This window comes from Streptomyces venezuelae (assembly GCF_008642355.1).
In the GTDB taxonomy this organism is placed as follows: Bacteria; Actinomycetota; Actinomycetes; order Streptomycetales; family Streptomycetaceae; genus Streptomyces; species Streptomyces venezuelae_B.
Genome location: NZ_CP029193.1, coordinates 299,191 through 316,183, shown reverse-complemented (window position 1 = coordinate 316,183; position 16,993 = coordinate 299,191). Strand labels below are relative to the sequence as shown.

Here is a 16,993-nt window from a genome sequence, read left to right as displayed (position 1 = left end):
TTCTGATCCGCGTGGTCGGAATCGGAGCAGTACAGGACCGCACAGCTCGACTTCTCGCTTCCGGTTCCGTAGGACCACCGGCTGCGGTCGGTGCCGTCACTCGCCATTACGTAGCGGCCACGGTACCGGCCGCCCGTGGTTGTTCCGGGCGCGTCAGGTGGCCGTGATGTGCTCTTCCGCCCGCGCCAGGATCTCCGAGACGCGCAGTCCGAACCGTACGTCGCACGGATGAGCCGTGCCCGTCGTCACGGACTCGAGGAGCGCGTCCACCGCGGCGCCGAACGCGTCGCCCGCGCCCTCCCACGGCGGGAGCGCCACCGTACCGCTCTCGCCGCGCAGCTCCACCGCGAGCCCTTCGCACTTCGGCGGTGCCGTCAGACTCAGCGTCGCCGTGCTGGACGCGCCGCTGTCGTGCCGCAGGATCAGGTGGACCGTGTCCCTGGGGCCCTCGGCGGCCGTCACGGCCGTCACGTCGCCGAGCACGGGCAGCAGCATCGACAGGGCGTGCGGGCCCACGTCCCACAGGCCGCCACGGCTCGCACGCCAGGGTGACGAGAACGCGGCGCTGCCGTCCGGCGCGTAGAACGAGCCGTACCAGTCGGCGCGGCCGGTGAACCAGCCGCCCGTGGCGGTCTGTTCGGCCAGCCAGGCCGCCGAGGCGGCGGTGAAGCGCAGCGTGAAGAAGACCACGGAGGCGACGCCGGCGCGTTCGGCCGCCGCGGCGAGGTCCCGCGCCCCGGCGGTCGTCGTGGCCACCGGCTTGTCGAGCAGCAGGTGACACCCGGCCGCCGCGGCCCGCGCGGCGAGCGGTGCCTGCACGTCCGGCGGCACCGCGAACGCCACGGCGTCACACGCGGCGAACAGTTCGTCCACGTCCGCGAACGCCCTCGTCCCGTGCTCGGCGGCGAGCGCGGCCGCGGGCTCGGGGCGGCGGCCCCAGATGCCGTTGAGGTCCACCCCGGGGTGCCGGGACAGCGCGGGCGCGTGCGTGGCGGAGGCCCAGGGGCCGGTGCCCACCAGGCCGAAGCGGAGTCGGTTCATGGGCCGCAGTATGACCGAAGCCGCCGACAGCGGCCCTGCCGCGGCGGGGGTGGGCGGTGGCCCGGGGCGGTTCACGGCCACGGGCCGGACGGAACGTCTCGTCCGCGCCCTTCCCGAACTCCTCCGGGTGAATTCCCATTCACCAGCTACCGTGAATGGGAATTCACCTCATTCTCGGGGGCGATGTGATGGCGCCGGTTCCCGCGGTCGGCGACGGGGGAGGGCCACGCGCCCGTCTCACGGTTCCCGTGCACGGTCGGGATCGGCGCGGCGCTCGGGCTGCCGCTGGCCGCGCTCGTCGTGCAGTACGCGGACTGGCACGCCATGTTCTGGGTGACGGCCGCCCCGAGCACGGCCGGACTGCTGCTCACCCGGTGGGCCGTGCGGGAGTCCCCGGTACGGTCGCCGGGGCGGTTCGACACATGGGGCGCGCTCGGCCTGGCGGCCGGGCTCGTCTGTCTGCCGCTCGCGGTGTCACAGGGCGGACAGTGGGGGTGGGGGAGCGGCCCTGTCCTCGGACTCCTCGCGGACGCGGTCGTCGTCCTGGCCGTGTGGTGGCGGACGCAACTGCGCGCGGAACAGCCGCTGGTGCACCTGCGCCTCGCGTCCGGACGGCGCGTCGCGCTGCCGCACCTGACCGCGTTGCTCGCCGGATTCGCCTTCTACGCCAACTCGTTGGTGACGGCACAGCTGGTGCGGGCGCCCGCCGAGAGCGGCTACGGCCTGGAGCTGTCGATCGTGGCAACGGGCCTGTGCCTGCTGCCGAACGGCGTGATCATGCTGGCCCTCTTACCGGTGTCGGCCCGTGTCTCGACAGCACGTGGTCCGAGGGTGACCCTCACCCTCGGCGGGGCGGTCATGGCGCTCGGCTATGCGGTACGCATCGTGGACAGCCGGGAGTTGTGGGTGATCGTGCTGGGCGCCGCGGTCGTGGCGACCGGGACGACCTTCGCGTACTCGGCGCCGCCCACGCTGATCCTCCGGGCGGTGCCCGTCGAGCAGACCGCGTCCGCGAACGGCGTGAACGTCCTGATGCGGACGGTCGGCCAGAGCGTTTCGAGCGCGGCGGTGGCCGCGGTGCTCGTCCGCCACACCGCGTCCGCCGGAGGCACCGAGTTCCGCACGCTCGGCGGCTACCGACTGGCCTTCGCCCTGGCCGGTACGGTGGCGCTCGTCGGCTGTGCCGTCGCGCCGGCCATACCCTCGGACACGGCCCCGGCCCCGCGGTCAGGCGGCAGGGGCGCGGGGCGCGAAGGGCCCGCGCAGGAGACCGCTCTGGAAGGAAGCTGACCATGGCCGAGGTTCGCACGGAGGGGGAGGCGCGCGTGAGCGGCGACGCCGGGTGGGTGGACAGTGGCGCCCGTCGGGCAGAGGGCGCGCCTTCGGATGCTGTGGCGGCTGGAAGAGCCGGGGCCGCCGACCGGTTCCACCCCGCCGCCCCTGGCGGGCAGGTGACGGGCGGTGCCCGTGGGGCGGAAGGGCCGCAGGGTGCGCCTTCGGGTGGCGCCGCGCTGAAGGATGCCGGAGACCGGTCCCATCCCGCCCAGTCCGGCGGGCGCAGGGACGCCGAGGCGAGCAAGGCGGCCATCGTCCGGGCCGCCCGCCATCTCCTCGCCCGGCACGCGCACGGGGACATCACCCTCAAGGCCGTGGCCGACCGGGCCGGAGTCAGCGCCCCGCTGGTCCTGAAGTACTTCGGCAACAAGGACGCCCTGTTCTCCCAGGTCATGTCGTTCGAGGCCGACGCCGACACGTTCCTCGACGCCCCCGTCGACGACCTCGGCCGCCACATGGTCCTGCACCTGCTCACCGTCCAGGCCGAGCGGGGCGCCGACCCGATCCTGCGTATCGTCTTCGCCCCGCTCCACGGCGAGCAGGGCGACATACTGCGCGCCAACTTCCGCGTACAGGTGGCCCAGCGGCTCAGCGAGCGGCTCGCGGGGCCGGACGCGGGACTGCGGGCCGAGCTCGCCGTGGGCATGCTGCTCGGCCTCGGCGTGATGTACGGCATCGCCCGCGGCCCGCACCTGCGCGCCACGGAGATCGCCGAGATCACCGACCGGTACGCACCCGCGGTCCAGGCGCTGCTGACGCCGCACTGACCCGCGCCCCACGGGAGGCGGGGGCAGCGGCCGGGTGCCGCTCCGCTCCCCGTTCCCCTCGACGTACGACCGCCACCGCCGCGAGCCCGACCGCAAGGCCCACCGCGGTCTGCGGCCCGAAGGGCTCACCGAACATCAGCGCGCCCCACAGCGCGGTCACGGGCGCCATGAGGAACATCAGCGTGTTGACCTGCGTGACCCCGGAACGCCGCAGGATCAGCCAGTACAGGCCGTACCCGCCGAACGTGGAGAGCGCGACCAGCCACGCGATCGCGCCCCAGAACGACCCCTCGGCCGGAGGCGTCGCGGCGCCGGACGCCAGCGCGAGACCAGTGAAGACGACCGCGCTGGTGACGCAGTGGGTGGTCATCGCCACCGACGGGGCCACCGTGCGGGGCGCACGCCGGTCGAGGAACGTCGCCGCCACCAGCGAGAGCATGCCGAGGAACGGTACGAGATAGGCCCAGGCGGGCGTGGCGCCGCCCTGCGAGAAGTCGGCGGCGGTGACGATGACGACCCCGGCCACGCCGAGTCCGAGACCGGTCCACTGCGTGCGCGAGACGTACTGACCGAGCAGGGGCCCGGCGAGCGCGCCCGCGACCAGCGGCTGGGTGCCGTCGATCAGTGCGGTCGTCCCGCTGGACACGCCGAGCTGGATCGCCAGGTACACGGTGAGAAGATAGCCGCTCTGCGACAGCGCGCCGACGGCTGCCTGCCGCCCCACATCACGTGCCGTCACGCCACGCCACGCCGCCCGTGACAGCACCAGCGCGACCAGCCCCAGCACCACGGCCAGCGGCAGAAAGCGCCACATCAGCACCGTCACGGCGGACGCGCTGCCCGCGCCCAGTTTGGCGCCGATGAACCCGGAGCTCCAGGTCAGCACGAAGGCGGTGGACAGCAGGACGTTCATGGGAATCTCCCGTCTCGGGCCTCCGGCGTCGGTGCGAGGCCCGTCATGGGCGAGTAAACCGTTCTGTCTACCTCGCCGAGTATACAGATCGGTATATGTGCGCTGTATACCGGTCGGTCTACCATGGGTGCATGGGTGAAAAGGCGCACGGAAAAGAAGAGGCGCACGGAGAAGAGGGCGGCGTCGCGCGCCCGCACCGCATCGTCATGACAGCGGCCGCCCGCCGCGCCCTCGACGCCGCCGGGCGCCTGTTCTACGAGCACGGCATCCACGCCGTCGGCGTGGACCTGATCGCCGTCGAGGCCGGGGTGACGAAGAAGACCCTTTACGACCGGTTCGGCTCCAAGGAGCAGATCGTCGTGGAGTACCTGGCCGACCGCGACGAACGCTGGCGTGCCTTCCTCGCCCCGTACATCGAGGCCGCGGCCACGCCCCGGGCCCGGATCCTCGCCGTCTTCGACGCCCTGCGCGACTGGGCCGACGGGGCCGACGGCCGTCTGGCCAAGGGGTGCGGCATGGTCAACGCGCACGCCGAGATCAGTGACCCCGCGCATCCCGCGTACCCGATCATCGTCGGCCAGAAGGCCTGGATGCTCGCGCTGTTCACCGATGTCGCCGGGGGTGTCGCGCCGTCCGGGGCCGAAGCCGCGCGGCTCGGGCGCACGCTCATGCTGCTGCACGAGGGTGCGCTCGTCGCCCACGGCCTGCGTGTGTTCCCGGACGCCGTCGAGCAGGCCCGTGGTGACGCGGAAGCGCTGCTGGAAGCCGTCGCGAAGAGGGGGTCGGCGCATCGTTGACAAGTCTTTGCCTGTGGCCAAAACCCTCCCTCGCGGCTGCCCTGCTGACACGAGTCAGGCCCTCCGCCATCGGTAAAAGTCGGTAAAGAGCGGCTGAAATCACCGGGGTCGACGAGCCGTGCCGTCCGCGGTGGGCGTTGACCGTGCGCAAGTACAGGAGCACGCTGCACGCATAGGTGCTAGTTACATCTAGTTCGGCGAGCGGAAGGAAAGCGCATGTGCGGCATCACCGGCTGGGTCTCCTTCGACCGTGATCTGACGGCCGAGTCCACCACCCTGGACGCGATGACGGAGACGATGTCCTGCCGCGGGCCCGACGACCGCGGCACCTGGGCCGCGGGGCCCGCCGGCCTCGGACACCGGCGGCTCGCGATCATCGACCTGCCCGGCGGACGCCAGCCCATGACCGTCGAGACACCGCAGGGCGCCGTCGCGCTCGTCTACTCCGGTGAGACGTACAACTTCACGGAGCTCCGCCGCGAACTGGCGGGCCGCGGCCACCGGTTCACCACCGAATCCGACACCGAGGTCGTCCTGCGCGGCTACCTCGAATGGGGCGAGGCCCTCGCCGAGCGGCTGAACGGCATGTACGCCTTCGCGATCTGGGACGCCCGGCACGACAGGCTCGTGATGATCCGCGACCGCATGGGCATCAAGCCCTTCTACTACTACGAGACGTCCGACGGCGTCCTGTTCGGCTCCGAACCCAAGGCGATCCTCGCCAACCCGCTCGCACGACGCCGGGTCGCCCTCGACGGGCTCAGGGAAATCTTCGCCCTCGTCAAGACACCGGGGCATGCCGTGTGGGACGGCATGCGCGAGGTCGAGCCCGGCACCGTTGTCACGGTGGACCGCTCCGGTCTGCGCCGGCACGTGTACTGGTCCCTGGAGACCCGTCCGCACACCGACGACCGCGACACCACCGTCGCCCGGGTCCGTGAGCTCCTCGACGACATCGTGCGCCGTCAGCTCGTCTCGGACGTGCCGCGCTGCACGCTGCTCTCCGGCGGCCTCGACTCCTCGGCGATGACGGCGATCGCCGCACGCCAGCTCGCCGAGGCGGGGGAGACGGTCCGCAGTTTCGCCGTCGACTTCGTCGGCCAGGCCGACAACTTCGTCGCCGACGAACTGCGCGGCACGCCCGACACCCCGTACGTCCACGACGTCGCGAAGTCGGCGGGCACCGACCACCGCGACATCGTCCTGGACTCCCACGCCCTCGCCGACCCGGACGTCCGTGCCAAGATGATCCGCGCGCGGGACATACCCATGGGCTTCGGCGACATGGACGCCTCGCTCTACCTCCTCTTCCGCGCCATCCGCGAGCACTCCACGGTGGCGCTGTCCGGGGAGTCCGCGGACGAAGTCTTCGGCGGCTACCTGCAGTTCTTCGACGAGGCGGCACGCACGGCCGACACCTTCCCCTGGCTGGTGCGGTTCGCGGAACACTTCGGCGACGACGCCGGCATCCTGCGCCCCGACCTGACCGCCGCGCTCGACCTTCCCGCCTTCGTCAAGGAGAGTTACGCGGGTGCCGTGGGCGACATCCGCCGCCTGGACGGCGAGAGCGACTTCGAGTTCCGGATGCGGAAGATCTCGTATCTGCACCTGACGCGGTTCGTCCGCGTCCTGCTCGACCGCAAGGACCGTGCCAGCATGGCGGTCGGCCTCGAGGTGCGCGTGCCGTTCTGCGACCACCGGCTCGTGGAGTACGTCTACAACGCGCCCTGGGCGCTGAAGTCCTTCGACGGCAGGGAGAAGAGCCTGCTGCGCGAGGCGACCGCCGATGTGCTGCCGCGGTCGGTCTACGACCGGGTGAAGAGCCCGTACCCCTCGACGCAGGACCCGCAGTACGCCGTGGCGCTCCAGGGGCACGTCAAGGACCTGCTCGCGCGGCCCGGGCACCCCGTCTTCGACCTGGTGGACCGGGAGGCGGCCGCGAAGGCCGCGGGGCGGGAGGCGCCGCAGATCACCCAGGCCTCGCGGCGCGGCCTCGAGCGGACGCTCGACCTGGCGCTCTGGCTGGACACCCACCGTCCGGAGATCGTCCTCACCTGACCCGCACGCCGCGTCTCCCCGGTCACCGCCTCTGCTGGTCCTCGGGGTCCGCCGAGGCGGCGAGGGTGTCGAGGAACCGCCGGAGCGCCGGGGTTCCGGCCGGGCCCAGGCCGCGCTGGACGGGCGGTACGGAAGCCCCGCGCCGACTGTCGGACGTCTGGCTCGGGCCGGGTGGCTCCTCGGCCCGGACGGTCACCGCACGGCGGATGAACTCGGCCACCGGCACCCCGAGACGGTCCGCGTGACGCAGGATCGCGGCGTACTCGTCGGGCGTGAACAAGACCTGCACAGGCTTGGCACCGTCCATGGACGCATGATGCCGCCCGGGCGTGTGTGACGCGCTGTGCTTGTCATATTCGCCCTCGAAGGCGTGAAAACCGGGGAAGGCGTCCACATGGCGTCGGAGCGAAGGTGGCGTGAAAGGGATGTGACCCCGACCGGACGGGGGAATCGCGGTCGGGGCCACATCATGTTCAACGATAAACCATGGGGTGGTGTTCCGACGTGCGGGGTCTGCCGGTGTGAACCGCGGCACCCCGCTCCTCACGTCCTCACTGCATCAGCATGATGATCGAGGCCGTGGTCCCCACGACCACGATGAAGGTGCGCATCGCCAGCGGCGGGAGCCGGCGGCCGTAGCGTGCGCCCACGAGGCCGCCCACCGTCGAACCGGCGGCGATCAGCCCCGCCGCCGTCCAGTCGACGTCCGCGACCACGATGAAGACGACCGCGGCGACGCCGTTGACGATCGACGCGAGTACGTTCTTCGCGGCGTTCAGCCGTTGCAGGTCGTCCAGGATGAACGTGCCGAACAGAGCCATGAGCAGCACACCCTGCGCCGCCCCGAAGTACCCGCCGTAGATGCCGGTGGCGAGGACCCCGCACCACATGGGTATGCCGCCGTCTGCCCGGCCGCCGCCCTCGCGGTTCCGGAGCCTGCGGGTCAGCCACGGCTGCAGCAGCACCAGGAGGCAGGCGCTCAGGATGAGCGCGGGGACCACCGCCTGAAAGGCGTCGTCGGGGAGCTTCAGGAGGAGCAGCGCGCCGATCAGCCCGCCGACGAGCGAGGCCGTGCCGAACCGTACGAGCCGCCTGAGCTGGCCCTTCATCTCCCGCCGGTAGCCGTACGCGGCGCTCAGAGTGCCCGGCACCAGGCCGAGGTTGTTCGACACATTGGCGAGCACCGGCGGGAAGCCGAAGGCCAGCAGTGTGGGGAAGGTGATGAGGGTGCCGGACCCGACCACCGCGTTGAGCCCGCCGGCCGCGACACCGGCGGCACCCACGGCCACCATTTCGAGCGCTTCCACTCAGCACCTTTCCCGATGTTCCTGACGTTGCCGGGCCCCGGGTCGACGCCCGTCGCCGGGTCGCCGCCCGGGCTGTCATCGATCTTGGTGCACGGTCAAAACCCCAGTCAATCCTCGGGTTTCCTTGCATCCCCCCAAGGGATACCTTCATCCACCGTGACCCTCGACGACCTCCGCGTCTTCATCGCCGTGTGCCGGGCGGGCAGCCTCAGCGCCGTCGCCCGTGAGCTGTCCTGTACGCAGTCCGCCGTGAGCCAGCACGTCAGGCGTCTGGAGCGGGAGCTCGGCGTGAGCCTTCTGGAGCGGCAGGCGCGGGGTGTCGTGCCCACCGCGGCGGGGCGGATCCTGCAAGCCGCCGCCTCGGACGGGATCGGCGGTATCGATCTCGCCGTGCGCCGCCTCCAGGAGCAGGTGCGCGGCGAGGGCGGCAGGGTGCGGATCACCACCGGCGCCACCTCCGTACGGCACTTCATGACCGAGGCCGTCGTCGGCTTCCGGGACCGCTACCCGCGCGTCGGCCTGGAGTTCCAGACCATGAGTTCGAGCCGCAGCTGCTTCGAGGCCCTGGCCGCCGACGACCTCGACCTCGCCTGGATCACCGTCGGCGAGCCCGTGCGCGGCATCGAGCAGCGGCCCGTCGTGGAACTGCCCTGGGTCCTGGCCGTCCGCGCCGACGATCCGCTCGCCGTGCGCCCGCGCGTCGAGCCCGCCGAACTGGCCGCGGGGCAGCTCATCACGCCGCCGGAGGGGTCGACGTCCCGCGCCCGGCTCGACGCGCGCCTCGGCGAACTGGACGTGGTGCTGCGGACGGTGACCAGCGTCGCCGACTGGGACACCGCCGTCCTCCTCGCGGAGCTCGGGCTCGGCCGGGCCGTCGTGCCGCTGCTGCCGGGGTGGCGCGAGTGCGGGCCCCCGGGGCTGCGTCTCGTTCCGGTGCCCGAACTGCCGCCGCTTCCGGTGGGGTGGGCGGTGCGCCGCTGGGATGCGCTGAGCCCGCTGGCGCGCGCTTTCGCGGACACCGTCGCCGGGCACTGCGCACCGGCCGGCCGGGTGCCGGTTCAGGGTGCCAGTCTGGCGGCACGTGTCTGAAGGTAGTGGGCCTCGGGGCGGCTGAGCGTGCCCCGGGCCGCCGACCGGTAGGCGGCGCGGGCGCGTTCGGTGTCTCCGGCCTTCTCCAGGAGGTGGGCGCGGACGGCGTCGAGGCGGTAGTGGCCCCGCAACTCGTCCTCGAACGACGCCAGTTCATCGAGGCCGGCGTGCGGCCCGTGGACCATCGCGTAGGCGACGGTCCGCCCCAGCCCGGCCATGGGTTCGGGGGTGAGGCGTACGAGAATGTCGTACAGGGCGAGGATCTGCGGCCAGTCGGTGCTGTCCGGCGTGGCCGCCTCGTCGTGGAGGGCCGCGATGGCCGCCTGCAACTGGTAGGGGCCGGGCGGGCCTTGGGCCAGTGCCTCCTCGACGAGAGCTGTGCCCTCGGCGATCGCCCGCCGGTCCCAGCGGGTGCGGTCCTGCTCGTCGAGGGGGATGAGCTCACCGTGCGGGCCGGTCCGCGCGGCGCTCCGTGCCTCGGTGAGCAGCATCAGTGCGAGGAGGCCCGTCACCGGACCTTCCCGGGGCAGGAGGCGGCGTACCGCGCGCGTCAGACGGATCGCCTCGCGGGCGAGGTCCGCTCGGCGCAGGGCGTCGCCGGAGGTGGCCGTATAGCCCTCGTTGAAGATCAGGTAGAGCACCTGGAGGACGACGGCGAGCCGCGCGTCGCGGTCCGCGGGGCCCGGCTGCCGGAAGGGCGCCCCCTTGATCTTCGCCTTGGCGCGGCTGATCCGCTGCGCCATCGTCGCCTCGGGCACCAGGTGGGCGCGGGCGATCTCGGCCGTGGTCAGGCCGCCGACGGCGCGCAGTGTCAGGGCGACCTGCGCCGCCGGGCTCAGCTCGGGGCGGCAGCACAGGAACAGCAGCGTGAGCGTGTCGTCGTCCGCGGGGGCGCGGCTCTCGCCCGGCGGGGGAGCGGTGAACGCGTCCCGGGGCGTCAGCCGCGCCGCGTCCTCCTCGCGCCGCCGCCGCGCCTCGTCGGCGCGCAGCTGGTCCATGAGACGGCGCGAGGCGACCTTGATCAGCCAGCCGCGCGGGTTCTCCGGCAGGCCCTGGTCGGGCCACTGTCGCGCCGCCGCGAGGAGCGCTTCCTGTACGGCGTCCTCGGCGGCGCCGAAGTGTCCGTACCGGCGGACGAGCGCGCCGAGGACCTGCGGCGCGTGCAGGCGCAGCAGGTCCTCGGTCCCGGTCGTGGGCCTCACGGCGTGCTCGTACGTCTCACCGGGTGCTCCGCGCGTCTCAGACCTCGCCCCCCGACGCGTCCTGGAGGGGGCGGATCACCACGGGCGGGTCGACCACGCCCTCCGGGGAGGGGCACTCGCTGATGCGCAGGGCGATCTCGGTGACGCGCTCCAGGCTCTCGCAGTCGAGCACCCAGTACCCGGCGAGCACCTCCTTCGTCTCGCCGTAGGGCCCGTCCGTGATGACCGGGCGGCCGTCCTTGTCCCGGCTGACGAACCGGGTCTGCGCCGGCTCCGTGAGTCCCTGGCCGTCGACGAGCTCACCGGACTCGGCGAGGTCGTTGTTGAGCTCGCTCATGAAGGCGAACATCGCCTGCAGTTCCTTCTCGCTCCAGGCCGGGCTGTCCGCGGACGGTTTGCCGGACATCGCTTCGTAGTCGGCCTGCGAGCCCTGGACCATCACCAGATACTTCATGACTTCGCTCCTCGGCTGTGCGGTCACCCCTTGCGGGCGACTCTCACAGGGGACGTCGGCGCACGCGACACGTTCTCGACACCTCGCGGAAAGAATTTTATCGGCGGGCAACCTTCTCTGCCCTCGGCGACGACTGATCAGCGGCCCGGTCCACCGGACACGGGCCTTCCCCCCCACGTCCGTACAGATGGGAAGCGACGCATGAGAGAACTCCACGGCAAGCCGCGGCACCGCAGAAGGAGGACGGCTCTGGTGACCGGCGCCCCGCTGGCCGTCGCCGCCGCGGGAGCCCTGGTGTACGGGACGGCTTTCGGGGCGTTCGGTGAGGACGCGGAGCCCCGCGCGGCGGCCGCGCCGGCACCCGCCGCCGCGCCGGCCTGGGCCGACGACGCCGCCGACGGCTTCGCGTCGGTCCACGCCCAGGGGCAGAAGGGGACGTACGGCGGACGGGACGGGAAGACCGTCACCGTGCGGACCCTCGCCGACCTGGAGAAGTACGCGACCGCCCGGGAGCCGTACGTGATCGTCGTGGCCGGGACCATCGCCGTGGACCCCAAGGGCAAGGAGATCAAGGTCGCCTCGGACAAGACGATCGTGGGCGCGGGCACGGCCGGGCACATCGTCGGGGGAGGCTTCTTCCTCGGCCGCGGCGTGCACAACGTGATCATCCGCAACCTGACGATCCGGGACGCGTACCGGGGCACCTGGAACGACAAGGAGCACGACTGGGACGCCATCCAGATGGACGGCGCGCACCACGTGTGGATCGACCACAACGACCTGCGGCACATGGCCGACGGCCTCATCGACAGCCGCAAGGACACCACCCACGTGACGGTGTCCTGGAACAGGCTGAGCGACAACAACAAGACGTTCGGGATCGGCTGGACCGAGAACGCCACCGCCGACCTCACGATCCACCACAACTGGTTCCGCGAGACCGAGCAGCGCAACCCTTCCACGGACAACGTCGCCCACGCGCACCTCTACAACAACTACCTCCAGGACGACGCGGGCACCCGCATCACCTCGTCCTACGGCAGCTACGCACGCGGCCGGACGAAGATGGTCCTGGAGAACAGCTACTTCAAGGGCGTCAACAACCCGGTCGTCAAGGACAGCTCCGCGGCGCTCGTGCGGCGCGGCAACGTGTTCTCCGGGACGAGCGGCCGCAACGAGAGCGGCGGCACGGCCTTCGACCCCAAGACGTACTACAAGTACGCCCTCGACAGAGCAGCCGACGTCCCCGCGCTCCTCAAGTCCGGTGCGGGACCGAGGAGTTCGCTCGGCGCGGCGGCCGGTGCCCGCGCCGCCGGCCGCGTCCTCACCGTCGCCAAGGACGGCAGCGGCCGCTACACGAGCGTGCAGAAGGCCGTCGACGCCGTACCCGCGGGCAACACCTCACGCGCCGTGATCCGTGTCGCGCCCGGCACCTACCGCGAGACGGTCGAGGTCCCGGCGAACAAGCCGCACGTCACGGTCGAGGGCACGGGCAGCAGCCGCAAGGACACCGTCATCGTCTTCAACAACGCCGCGGGGACGCCGAAGCCGGACGGTTCGGGAACGTACGGCACGGGCGGCAGCGCCACTTTCGCCGTCGAGGCCGACGACTTCACGGCCCGCAACCTCACCGTCTCCAACGACTTCGACGAGGCACGGAACCAGAAGCTGGACGGGCACCAGGCGGTGGCGCTGCGCACCGCCGCCGACCGGGTCCGCCTCGACTCGCTCATCGTCAGCGGCGACCAGGACACCCTGCTCCTCGACACGGCGGGCAAGGACAGGCCGGGCCGCGTCCACCTGACCAACTCCTACGTCATCGGCAACACCGACTTCGTCTTCGGCCGCGCGACCGCGGTCATCGACAAGTCGGTCCTCACCCTGAAGAAGCGCTGGGACGGCACGTCGGCCGGTTACGTCACCGCTCCCAGCACGGCGGCGGGGCGCAAGGGGTTCCTCATCACCCGCTGCACGGTCAACGGCGACGTGGCCGCGCGGAGCTTCCACCTCGGCCGCCCCTGGCACGCGGGCGGCGACGCGACCCTCGACCCGCAGACCACAGTCCGCGACACCGTGCTCAGTGCCGCGATCAAACCGGGCCCCTGGACGGACATGGGCGGCTTCTCCTGGAAGGACGACCGCTTCGCCGAGTACCGCAACAGCGGACCGGGTGCGGGCGGCCCCAGGGGTGACCGCCCGCACCTGACGGACGCCCAGGCCACGAGCCAGGAGACCGCCGACTGGCTCGGGGACTGGAAGCCGTAGAGCCGGACCCGGCCGCTGCGGACGGGGTCTCAGCCCATGTGGACCGGCGCCGCGCCCTCCGCCGTCTCCTGCTTGCCGGCGTTGATGGCGAGGGCGGTCACGGCGAGACCGGCGAGGAACATGACGCCGGCGCCGACGAACGCCAGCGTGTAGCCGTGGGTCAGGGCGTCCGCCGCCCTGGCCACCAGGCCGTGGTCCTTCATGGCCAGGCCCCGGTACAGCGAGGCGGCCGCGTCGGGCAGCCGGTCGTCGGCCGCCGAGGTGGAGACGGTCGCGAGGACGGCGAGGCCGAGCGCGCCGCCGATCTGCTGGGCGGTGTTCAGGAGTGCGGAGGCGATGCCCGTGTCCTGGTGCTCGACACCGCTGACCGCGCCCAGCGTCATCGGGACGAAGCCCATGCCGAGGCCGAGCGCGGTGACGAACATCGCGGGCATCAGGTGCCCGGTGTACGAGGAGTCCGGGGTCAGCGTGGCGAACCAGAACATGCCGCCCGCCGCCACGAGCAGACCGGGCCCGGCGATCGCGCGCGGTGCGAGACGTGTGACCAGCTTGGCGCTGAGCGCGGCGGCGACCCCCATGCCCAGGCTGAACGGCAGGTTGGCGAAGCCGGTCTTGACCGCGCTGTAGCCGAGGATCAGCTGCATGTAGAGGGTGAGGAAGTAGAAGGTGGCGATCATGCCTGCGCCGATGAACAGCATCGTGGCGAACGACCCGGAGCGGTTGCGGTCCCTGAAGAGCCGCAGCGGCATCATCGGGTTCGTGGTGCGGCTCTGGACGGCGAGGAAGGCCGCGAGCAGCACGGCGGCGACGGCGAAACAGGACAGCGTCAGGCTGTCGGTCCAGCCGTGCTCGCCGCCGCGCGTGATGCCGTAGACGAGGGTGATCAGGCCCCCCGTGCCGGTGACGGTGCCCGGCAGGTCGAGCCGGCCGGGATGGCGCTCCGCCTCGACGAGTGTCTTCGTCCCGGCGAGAACGGCCAGGCCGATGGGGATGTTCACGAAGAACACCCACCGCCAGTCCAGGGCGTCGGTGAGGACGCCGCCGAGCAGCAGGCCGACGGTGGCGCCGATGCCCGCCATGGCGGCATAGACGCCCATCGCCTTGTTGCGCGGCTTGCCCTCGGGGAACGTCGTGGCGATCAGGGAGAGCGCGCTGGGCGCGGCGAACGCCGCGCCGACGCCCTGGAGGACACGCGCGCCGATGAGCAGGCCCTCGTTCGGGGCGAGCCCGCCGAGCAGTGAGGCCAGCGTGAACACGGCGATGCCCACCTGGAACATCAGCCTGCGGCCGAAGAGGTCCCCGGCCCGGCCGCCGAGCAGCAGCAGCCCGCCGAAGGCCAGCGCGTAGGAGTTGACGATCCAGGCCAGGTTCGCGTCGGACACGTCGAGCGCGGTCTGGATGCTGGGCAGCGCGATGTTGGTGATGGTGCCGTCGAGCACCACCATGAGCTGGGCCGCGGCGATGACGAACAGGGCCAGGCCGAGGTGCCGGCCGCCGCCGGGCGACGCGGTGGTGTCCGCGGGCGAGGGTGTGGTGACAGCCGTGCTGTCAGCAGACATGAAAGAGCTCCAGGGCAGATACGTGGACGACACGGACACATTCCGCCGGAACGGGAATCAGACCTGGAAGGCCCCCTTCCATTCCGGTGTGAGGGGCGACGGCGGCCGCCACGAGAGGGCGGTGCGCCGCAGCGCAATCCGAGCGGTGCACCGATGCAAATGCGGCCCGGCTCGGGACGAGTAAAAACACTAACATCCAGAAACCGCTGGTCGGGGCCGTGAAAAACGAATTTTGGCAGACCTGTCGACCGACTTGACTTTTCGCTCGCTTTCCTAGGCCACCGACTTTCGACGGCTTTATGGATTCCACTTGCATTTCTGCTTCGGCTGTGAGCAATGGCAGGCCCGATGGGATGGTTGCTGTGCTCACACTTTTCACGAAAAGGCAACTCGCGCTAACGTTCACCCCCTGGACCGGGACGGGGGGGCAGTGGCCATCGGCTTGGGGGCGTTCCCGCCCGCGGCGCACGCGGAAGGGCAGAGGCAGGCGGGGGAGTTCGCCGCGGCGACCGCGTGCGCGCGTTCCGGGCGCCACGAGAGCGGACGGGACGGCGACGCCCACGAGCCGCCCGTCCCGGCGGTGCTGCGCCGCTACGGCATCGACGCCGAACGGGCCTCCGCGATGCCGGTCGACGGCACACCCGAGCGGGCTGCCGAGAGGATCGTCGAGTTCGCCCGCGTCGGCGTTGCCCGGCTCGTCCTCGGCTTCCCCGACGCCGACTGGCGCACCCGGTACGAACTAGCGGCCCAGGCAGCACGTGCGGTGCGGGTGCACCGTGCCTGGGTGCACGAAGTCGACGCGAACGAGCGGGTGTTCCGGGAGGCGGGCCGCCAGGCGGTCACCGAGGCGCCGGCCGCGGGACGTACGGGGGTCGCGGAACGCGCTGGCGGGCAGCGGTGACCGAACCGGCGCCGCCGAACACCTCGCTGTGGCGCAACCGCAACTACCGGACCTTCCTCGTCATCCAGACGCTCTCCGCCCTCGGCGACTCGTTCTCCTTCGTGGCCATCCCTCTGCTCGTGCTGCACAGCACCGGCTCGGTCGTACAGATGGGTCTGGTCACCGGCCTGACGGGCGTCGCGTCGATCGTCACCGGACTCTTCGCCGGTGTGATCGCCGACCGGTTCGACCGGCGCAGGCTCCTCATGCTCGCCGACATGGCGCGCTGCCTGCTGTACGCGCTGATCCCGCTGGTCTGGCTCCACGCGACCCCGATGTGGCTCATCTATACGGTCGTGCCGCTCACCGGCGGCTTCGCGATGCTCTTCCAGGTGACGTACGTGACCGTGGTGCCCGCCATCGTCGAGCCCGGCCAGATCATCAAGGCCAACGCCCACCTGTACGGCTCCTACGCGGTGGCGACGGTCGGTGGGCCCACCCTCGCGGGCCTCGTCGCGGCGGCGTTCGGGCCCGTGGTCGCCATCGGGATCGACGCCGCGACGTTCGCCGTGTCGGCAGCGGGGCTCCTCCTCGTCAAGCTGCGGCCCACCCCGCGGCCGATCGGGGACAAGGGGGCGGAGCGGGAGCGGGGCGCCGAACGCGGCGGTGTGCGCGGCGAGTTCCTCGCGGGATTCCGCTTCCTGTGGGCGCACCCCGTGCTGCGCCCGCTGACCGTGCTGCTGTCCCTGTTCATCTTCCTCACGCACGGCATGACCGACGTCCTCATCTTCCGGATCAAGGAGGACCTCGGGCACGGCGACGGCACGGTGGGCTATGTGCTGAGCGCGGGCACGATCGGTACGTTCCTCGCCTCGTTCCTGGTCACCCGAGTGCGCAAGCGCCTCGGCTTCGGGACGAGTTGGGCCGGCGCCGTCGCGCTCGCCGGCATCGCCGTCGCCTGCCTCGGACTGACCGGGAGCGTGCCGGTGATCGGTGCGCTCTCGGCGACGATGCTGCTGGCCACCGGCGTCGCCGGGATCTGCTCCATGTCGCTGCGACAGGAGGTGACTCCGGGGCATCTGCTGGGCCGGGTCACCGCCGCGTTCTGGACCACCCACTACTCGCTCGGCCCTCTCGGAGCCGCCGCCGTCACCGCGGCCGCCGCCGGGTTCGGGGTGGCCGAGGTATGCCTGTCCGTCGGCGCGGGCGTGGTGTGCGTGGCGCTGAGCGGGACGCTGACGGGGATCGTGCGGGCGGAGTCGCCGGAGGCGTCGTCCCGTACGGCGGCGTCGGGCACACCCGAGTCGGCGACGGAGACCGCCTGAC

The 16,993-nt window shown here is 71.8% G+C and carries 14 protein-coding genes and 1 pseudogene; 8 read left to right on the top strand and 7 right to left on the bottom strand.

Annotation, left to right across the window (positions count from 1 at the left end; genetic code table 11):
• Window positions 1–153: 153 nt before the first annotated feature.
• The gene (locus tag DEJ47_RS01375; protein WP_150164093.1) at window positions 154–1,041 is read right to left on the bottom strand and encodes a Gfo/Idh/MocA family protein; all 888 of its coding nucleotides are present in this window, start codon (window positions 1,039–1,041) and stop codon (window positions 154–156) included.
• A gap of 234 nt (window positions 1,042–1,275) precedes the next feature.
• Here DEJ47_RS01375 and DEJ47_RS01370 point away from each other — a divergent pair.
• Window positions 1,276–2,331: pseudogene (locus tag DEJ47_RS01370) on the top strand (MFS transporter); the annotation flags it as partial.
• A gap of 221 nt (window positions 2,332–2,552) precedes the next feature.
• Window positions 2,553–3,143, top strand: a complete 591-nt coding sequence (locus tag DEJ47_RS01365; protein WP_150175365.1) for a TetR family transcriptional regulator — start codon at window positions 2,553–2,555, stop codon at window positions 3,141–3,143.
• Here the strand turns inward: DEJ47_RS01365 and DEJ47_RS01360 are convergent.
• Window positions 3,094–4,056 carry a DMT family transporter gene (locus DEJ47_RS01360; RefSeq protein WP_150164089.1) on the bottom strand — a complete coding sequence of 321 codons (963 nt, stop codon included), beginning with the start codon at window positions 4,054–4,056 and terminating at the stop codon, window positions 3,094–3,096. The genes DEJ47_RS01365 and DEJ47_RS01360 overlap by 50 nt on opposite strands.
• A gap of 206 nt (window positions 4,057–4,262) precedes the next feature.
• On the opposite strand from DEJ47_RS01360, the gene DEJ47_RS01355 reads away from it, so the two are divergent.
• Both DEJ47_RS01355 and asnB read left to right on the top strand, forming a co-directional pair.
• Window positions 4,263–4,853: a TetR/AcrR family transcriptional regulator gene (locus tag DEJ47_RS01355; protein ID WP_150175364.1), complete on the top strand. Its 591-nt coding sequence runs from the start codon at window positions 4,263–4,265 to the stop codon at window positions 4,851–4,853.
• Between the two features lie 216 nt (window positions 4,854–5,069).
• A complete protein-coding gene (gene asnB / locus DEJ47_RS01350; protein WP_150164088.1) occupies window positions 5,070–6,911 on the top strand; it encodes an asparagine synthase (glutamine-hydrolyzing) in 1,842 nt (613 codons plus the stop codon).
• A 22-nt stretch (window positions 6,912–6,933) separates the two neighbouring features.
• Here asnB and DEJ47_RS01345 read toward each other — a convergent pair whose 3' ends face one another.
• Entirely contained in the window at window positions 6,934–7,218 is a 285-nt protein-coding gene (locus DEJ47_RS01345; RefSeq protein ID WP_150164087.1) for a plasmid mobilization protein, read from the bottom strand.
• A 244-nt stretch (window positions 7,219–7,462) separates the two neighbouring features.
• Window positions 7,463–8,218, bottom strand: a complete 756-nt coding sequence (locus DEJ47_RS01340) for a sulfite exporter TauE/SafE family protein (protein WP_150164086.1) — start codon at window positions 8,216–8,218, stop codon at window positions 7,463–7,465.
• A gap of 156 nt (window positions 8,219–8,374) precedes the next feature.
• Between DEJ47_RS01340 and DEJ47_RS01335 the strand changes: the two genes are divergently transcribed.
• Complete coding sequence (locus DEJ47_RS01335; protein ID WP_150164085.1) at window positions 8,375–9,307, top strand: LysR family transcriptional regulator; 933 nt, start codon at window positions 8,375–8,377, stop codon at window positions 9,305–9,307.
• Here the strand turns inward: DEJ47_RS01335 and DEJ47_RS01330 are convergent.
• Window positions 9,277–10,509 (bottom strand): RNA polymerase sigma factor, encoded by a 1,233-nt coding sequence (locus tag DEJ47_RS01330; protein WP_150164084.1) that lies wholly within the window; start codon window positions 10,507–10,509, stop codon window positions 9,277–9,279. The two genes, DEJ47_RS01335 and DEJ47_RS01330, sit on opposite strands and share 31 nt — an antisense overlap.
• A gap of 37 nt (window positions 10,510–10,546) precedes the next feature.
• Window positions 10,547–10,963 carry a YciI family protein gene (locus tag DEJ47_RS01325; RefSeq protein WP_150164083.1) on the bottom strand — a complete coding sequence of 139 codons (417 nt, stop codon included), beginning with the start codon at window positions 10,961–10,963 and terminating at the stop codon, window positions 10,547–10,549.
• Between the two features lie 201 nt (window positions 10,964–11,164).
• Here DEJ47_RS01325 and DEJ47_RS01320 point away from each other — a divergent pair, with 201 nt between their 5' ends.
• Window positions 11,165–13,228, top strand: a complete 2,064-nt coding sequence (locus DEJ47_RS01320; RefSeq protein ID WP_150164082.1) for a pectinesterase family protein — start codon at window positions 11,165–11,167, stop codon at window positions 13,226–13,228.
• A gap of 29 nt (window positions 13,229–13,257) precedes the next feature.
• Here the strand turns inward: DEJ47_RS01320 and DEJ47_RS01315 are convergent, their stop codons facing one another.
• Complete coding sequence (locus DEJ47_RS01315) at window positions 13,258–14,787, bottom strand: MFS transporter (protein WP_150164081.1); 1,530 nt, start codon at window positions 14,785–14,787, stop codon at window positions 13,258–13,260.
• A 430-nt stretch (window positions 14,788–15,217) separates the two neighbouring features.
• Here DEJ47_RS01315 and DEJ47_RS01310 point away from each other — a divergent pair, with 430 nt between their 5' ends.
• Both DEJ47_RS01310 and DEJ47_RS01305 read left to right on the top strand, forming a co-directional pair.
• On the top strand, window positions 15,218–15,688 hold the full coding sequence (locus DEJ47_RS01310; protein WP_150164080.1) for a hypothetical protein: 471 nt from the start codon (window positions 15,218–15,220) through the stop codon (window positions 15,686–15,688).
• Window positions 15,685–16,992, top strand: coding sequence for an MFS transporter (locus tag DEJ47_RS01305; RefSeq protein WP_150164079.1), 1,308 nt, complete (start codon window positions 15,685–15,687; stop codon window positions 16,990–16,992). The genes DEJ47_RS01310 and DEJ47_RS01305 overlap by 4 nt, the downstream gene beginning before the upstream one ends.
• The last annotated feature ends 1 nt before the right edge of the window (window position 16,993 follow it).

Coding starts and splice junctions, on each gene's coding strand:
- DEJ47_RS01375 (WP_150164093.1), bottom strand. CDS start 1,041: ATGAACCGACTCCGCTTCGGCCTGGTGGGCACCGGCCCCTGGGCCTCC.
- DEJ47_RS01360 (WP_150164089.1), bottom strand. CDS start 4,056: ATGAACGTCCTGCTGTCCACCGCCTTCGTGCTGACCTGGAGCTCCGGG.
- DEJ47_RS01355 (WP_150175364.1), top strand. CDS start 4,263: ATGACAGCGGCCGCCCGCCGCGCCCTCGACGCCGCCGGGCGCCTGTTC.
- asnB (WP_150164088.1), top strand. CDS start 5,070: ATGTGCGGCATCACCGGCTGGGTCTCCTTCGACCGTGATCTGACGGCC.
- DEJ47_RS01345 (WP_150164087.1), bottom strand. CDS start 7,218: ATGGACGGTGCCAAGCCTGTGCAGGTCTTGTTCACGCCCGACGAGTAC.
- DEJ47_RS01325 (WP_150164083.1), bottom strand. CDS start 10,963: ATGAAGTATCTGGTGATGGTCCAGGGCTCGCAGGCCGACTACGAAGCG.
- DEJ47_RS01320 (WP_150164082.1), top strand. CDS start 11,165: ATGAGAGAACTCCACGGCAAGCCGCGGCACCGCAGAAGGAGGACGGCT.
- DEJ47_RS01315 (WP_150164081.1), bottom strand. CDS start 14,787: ATGTCTGCTGACAGCACGGCTGTCACCACACCCTCGCCCGCGGACACC.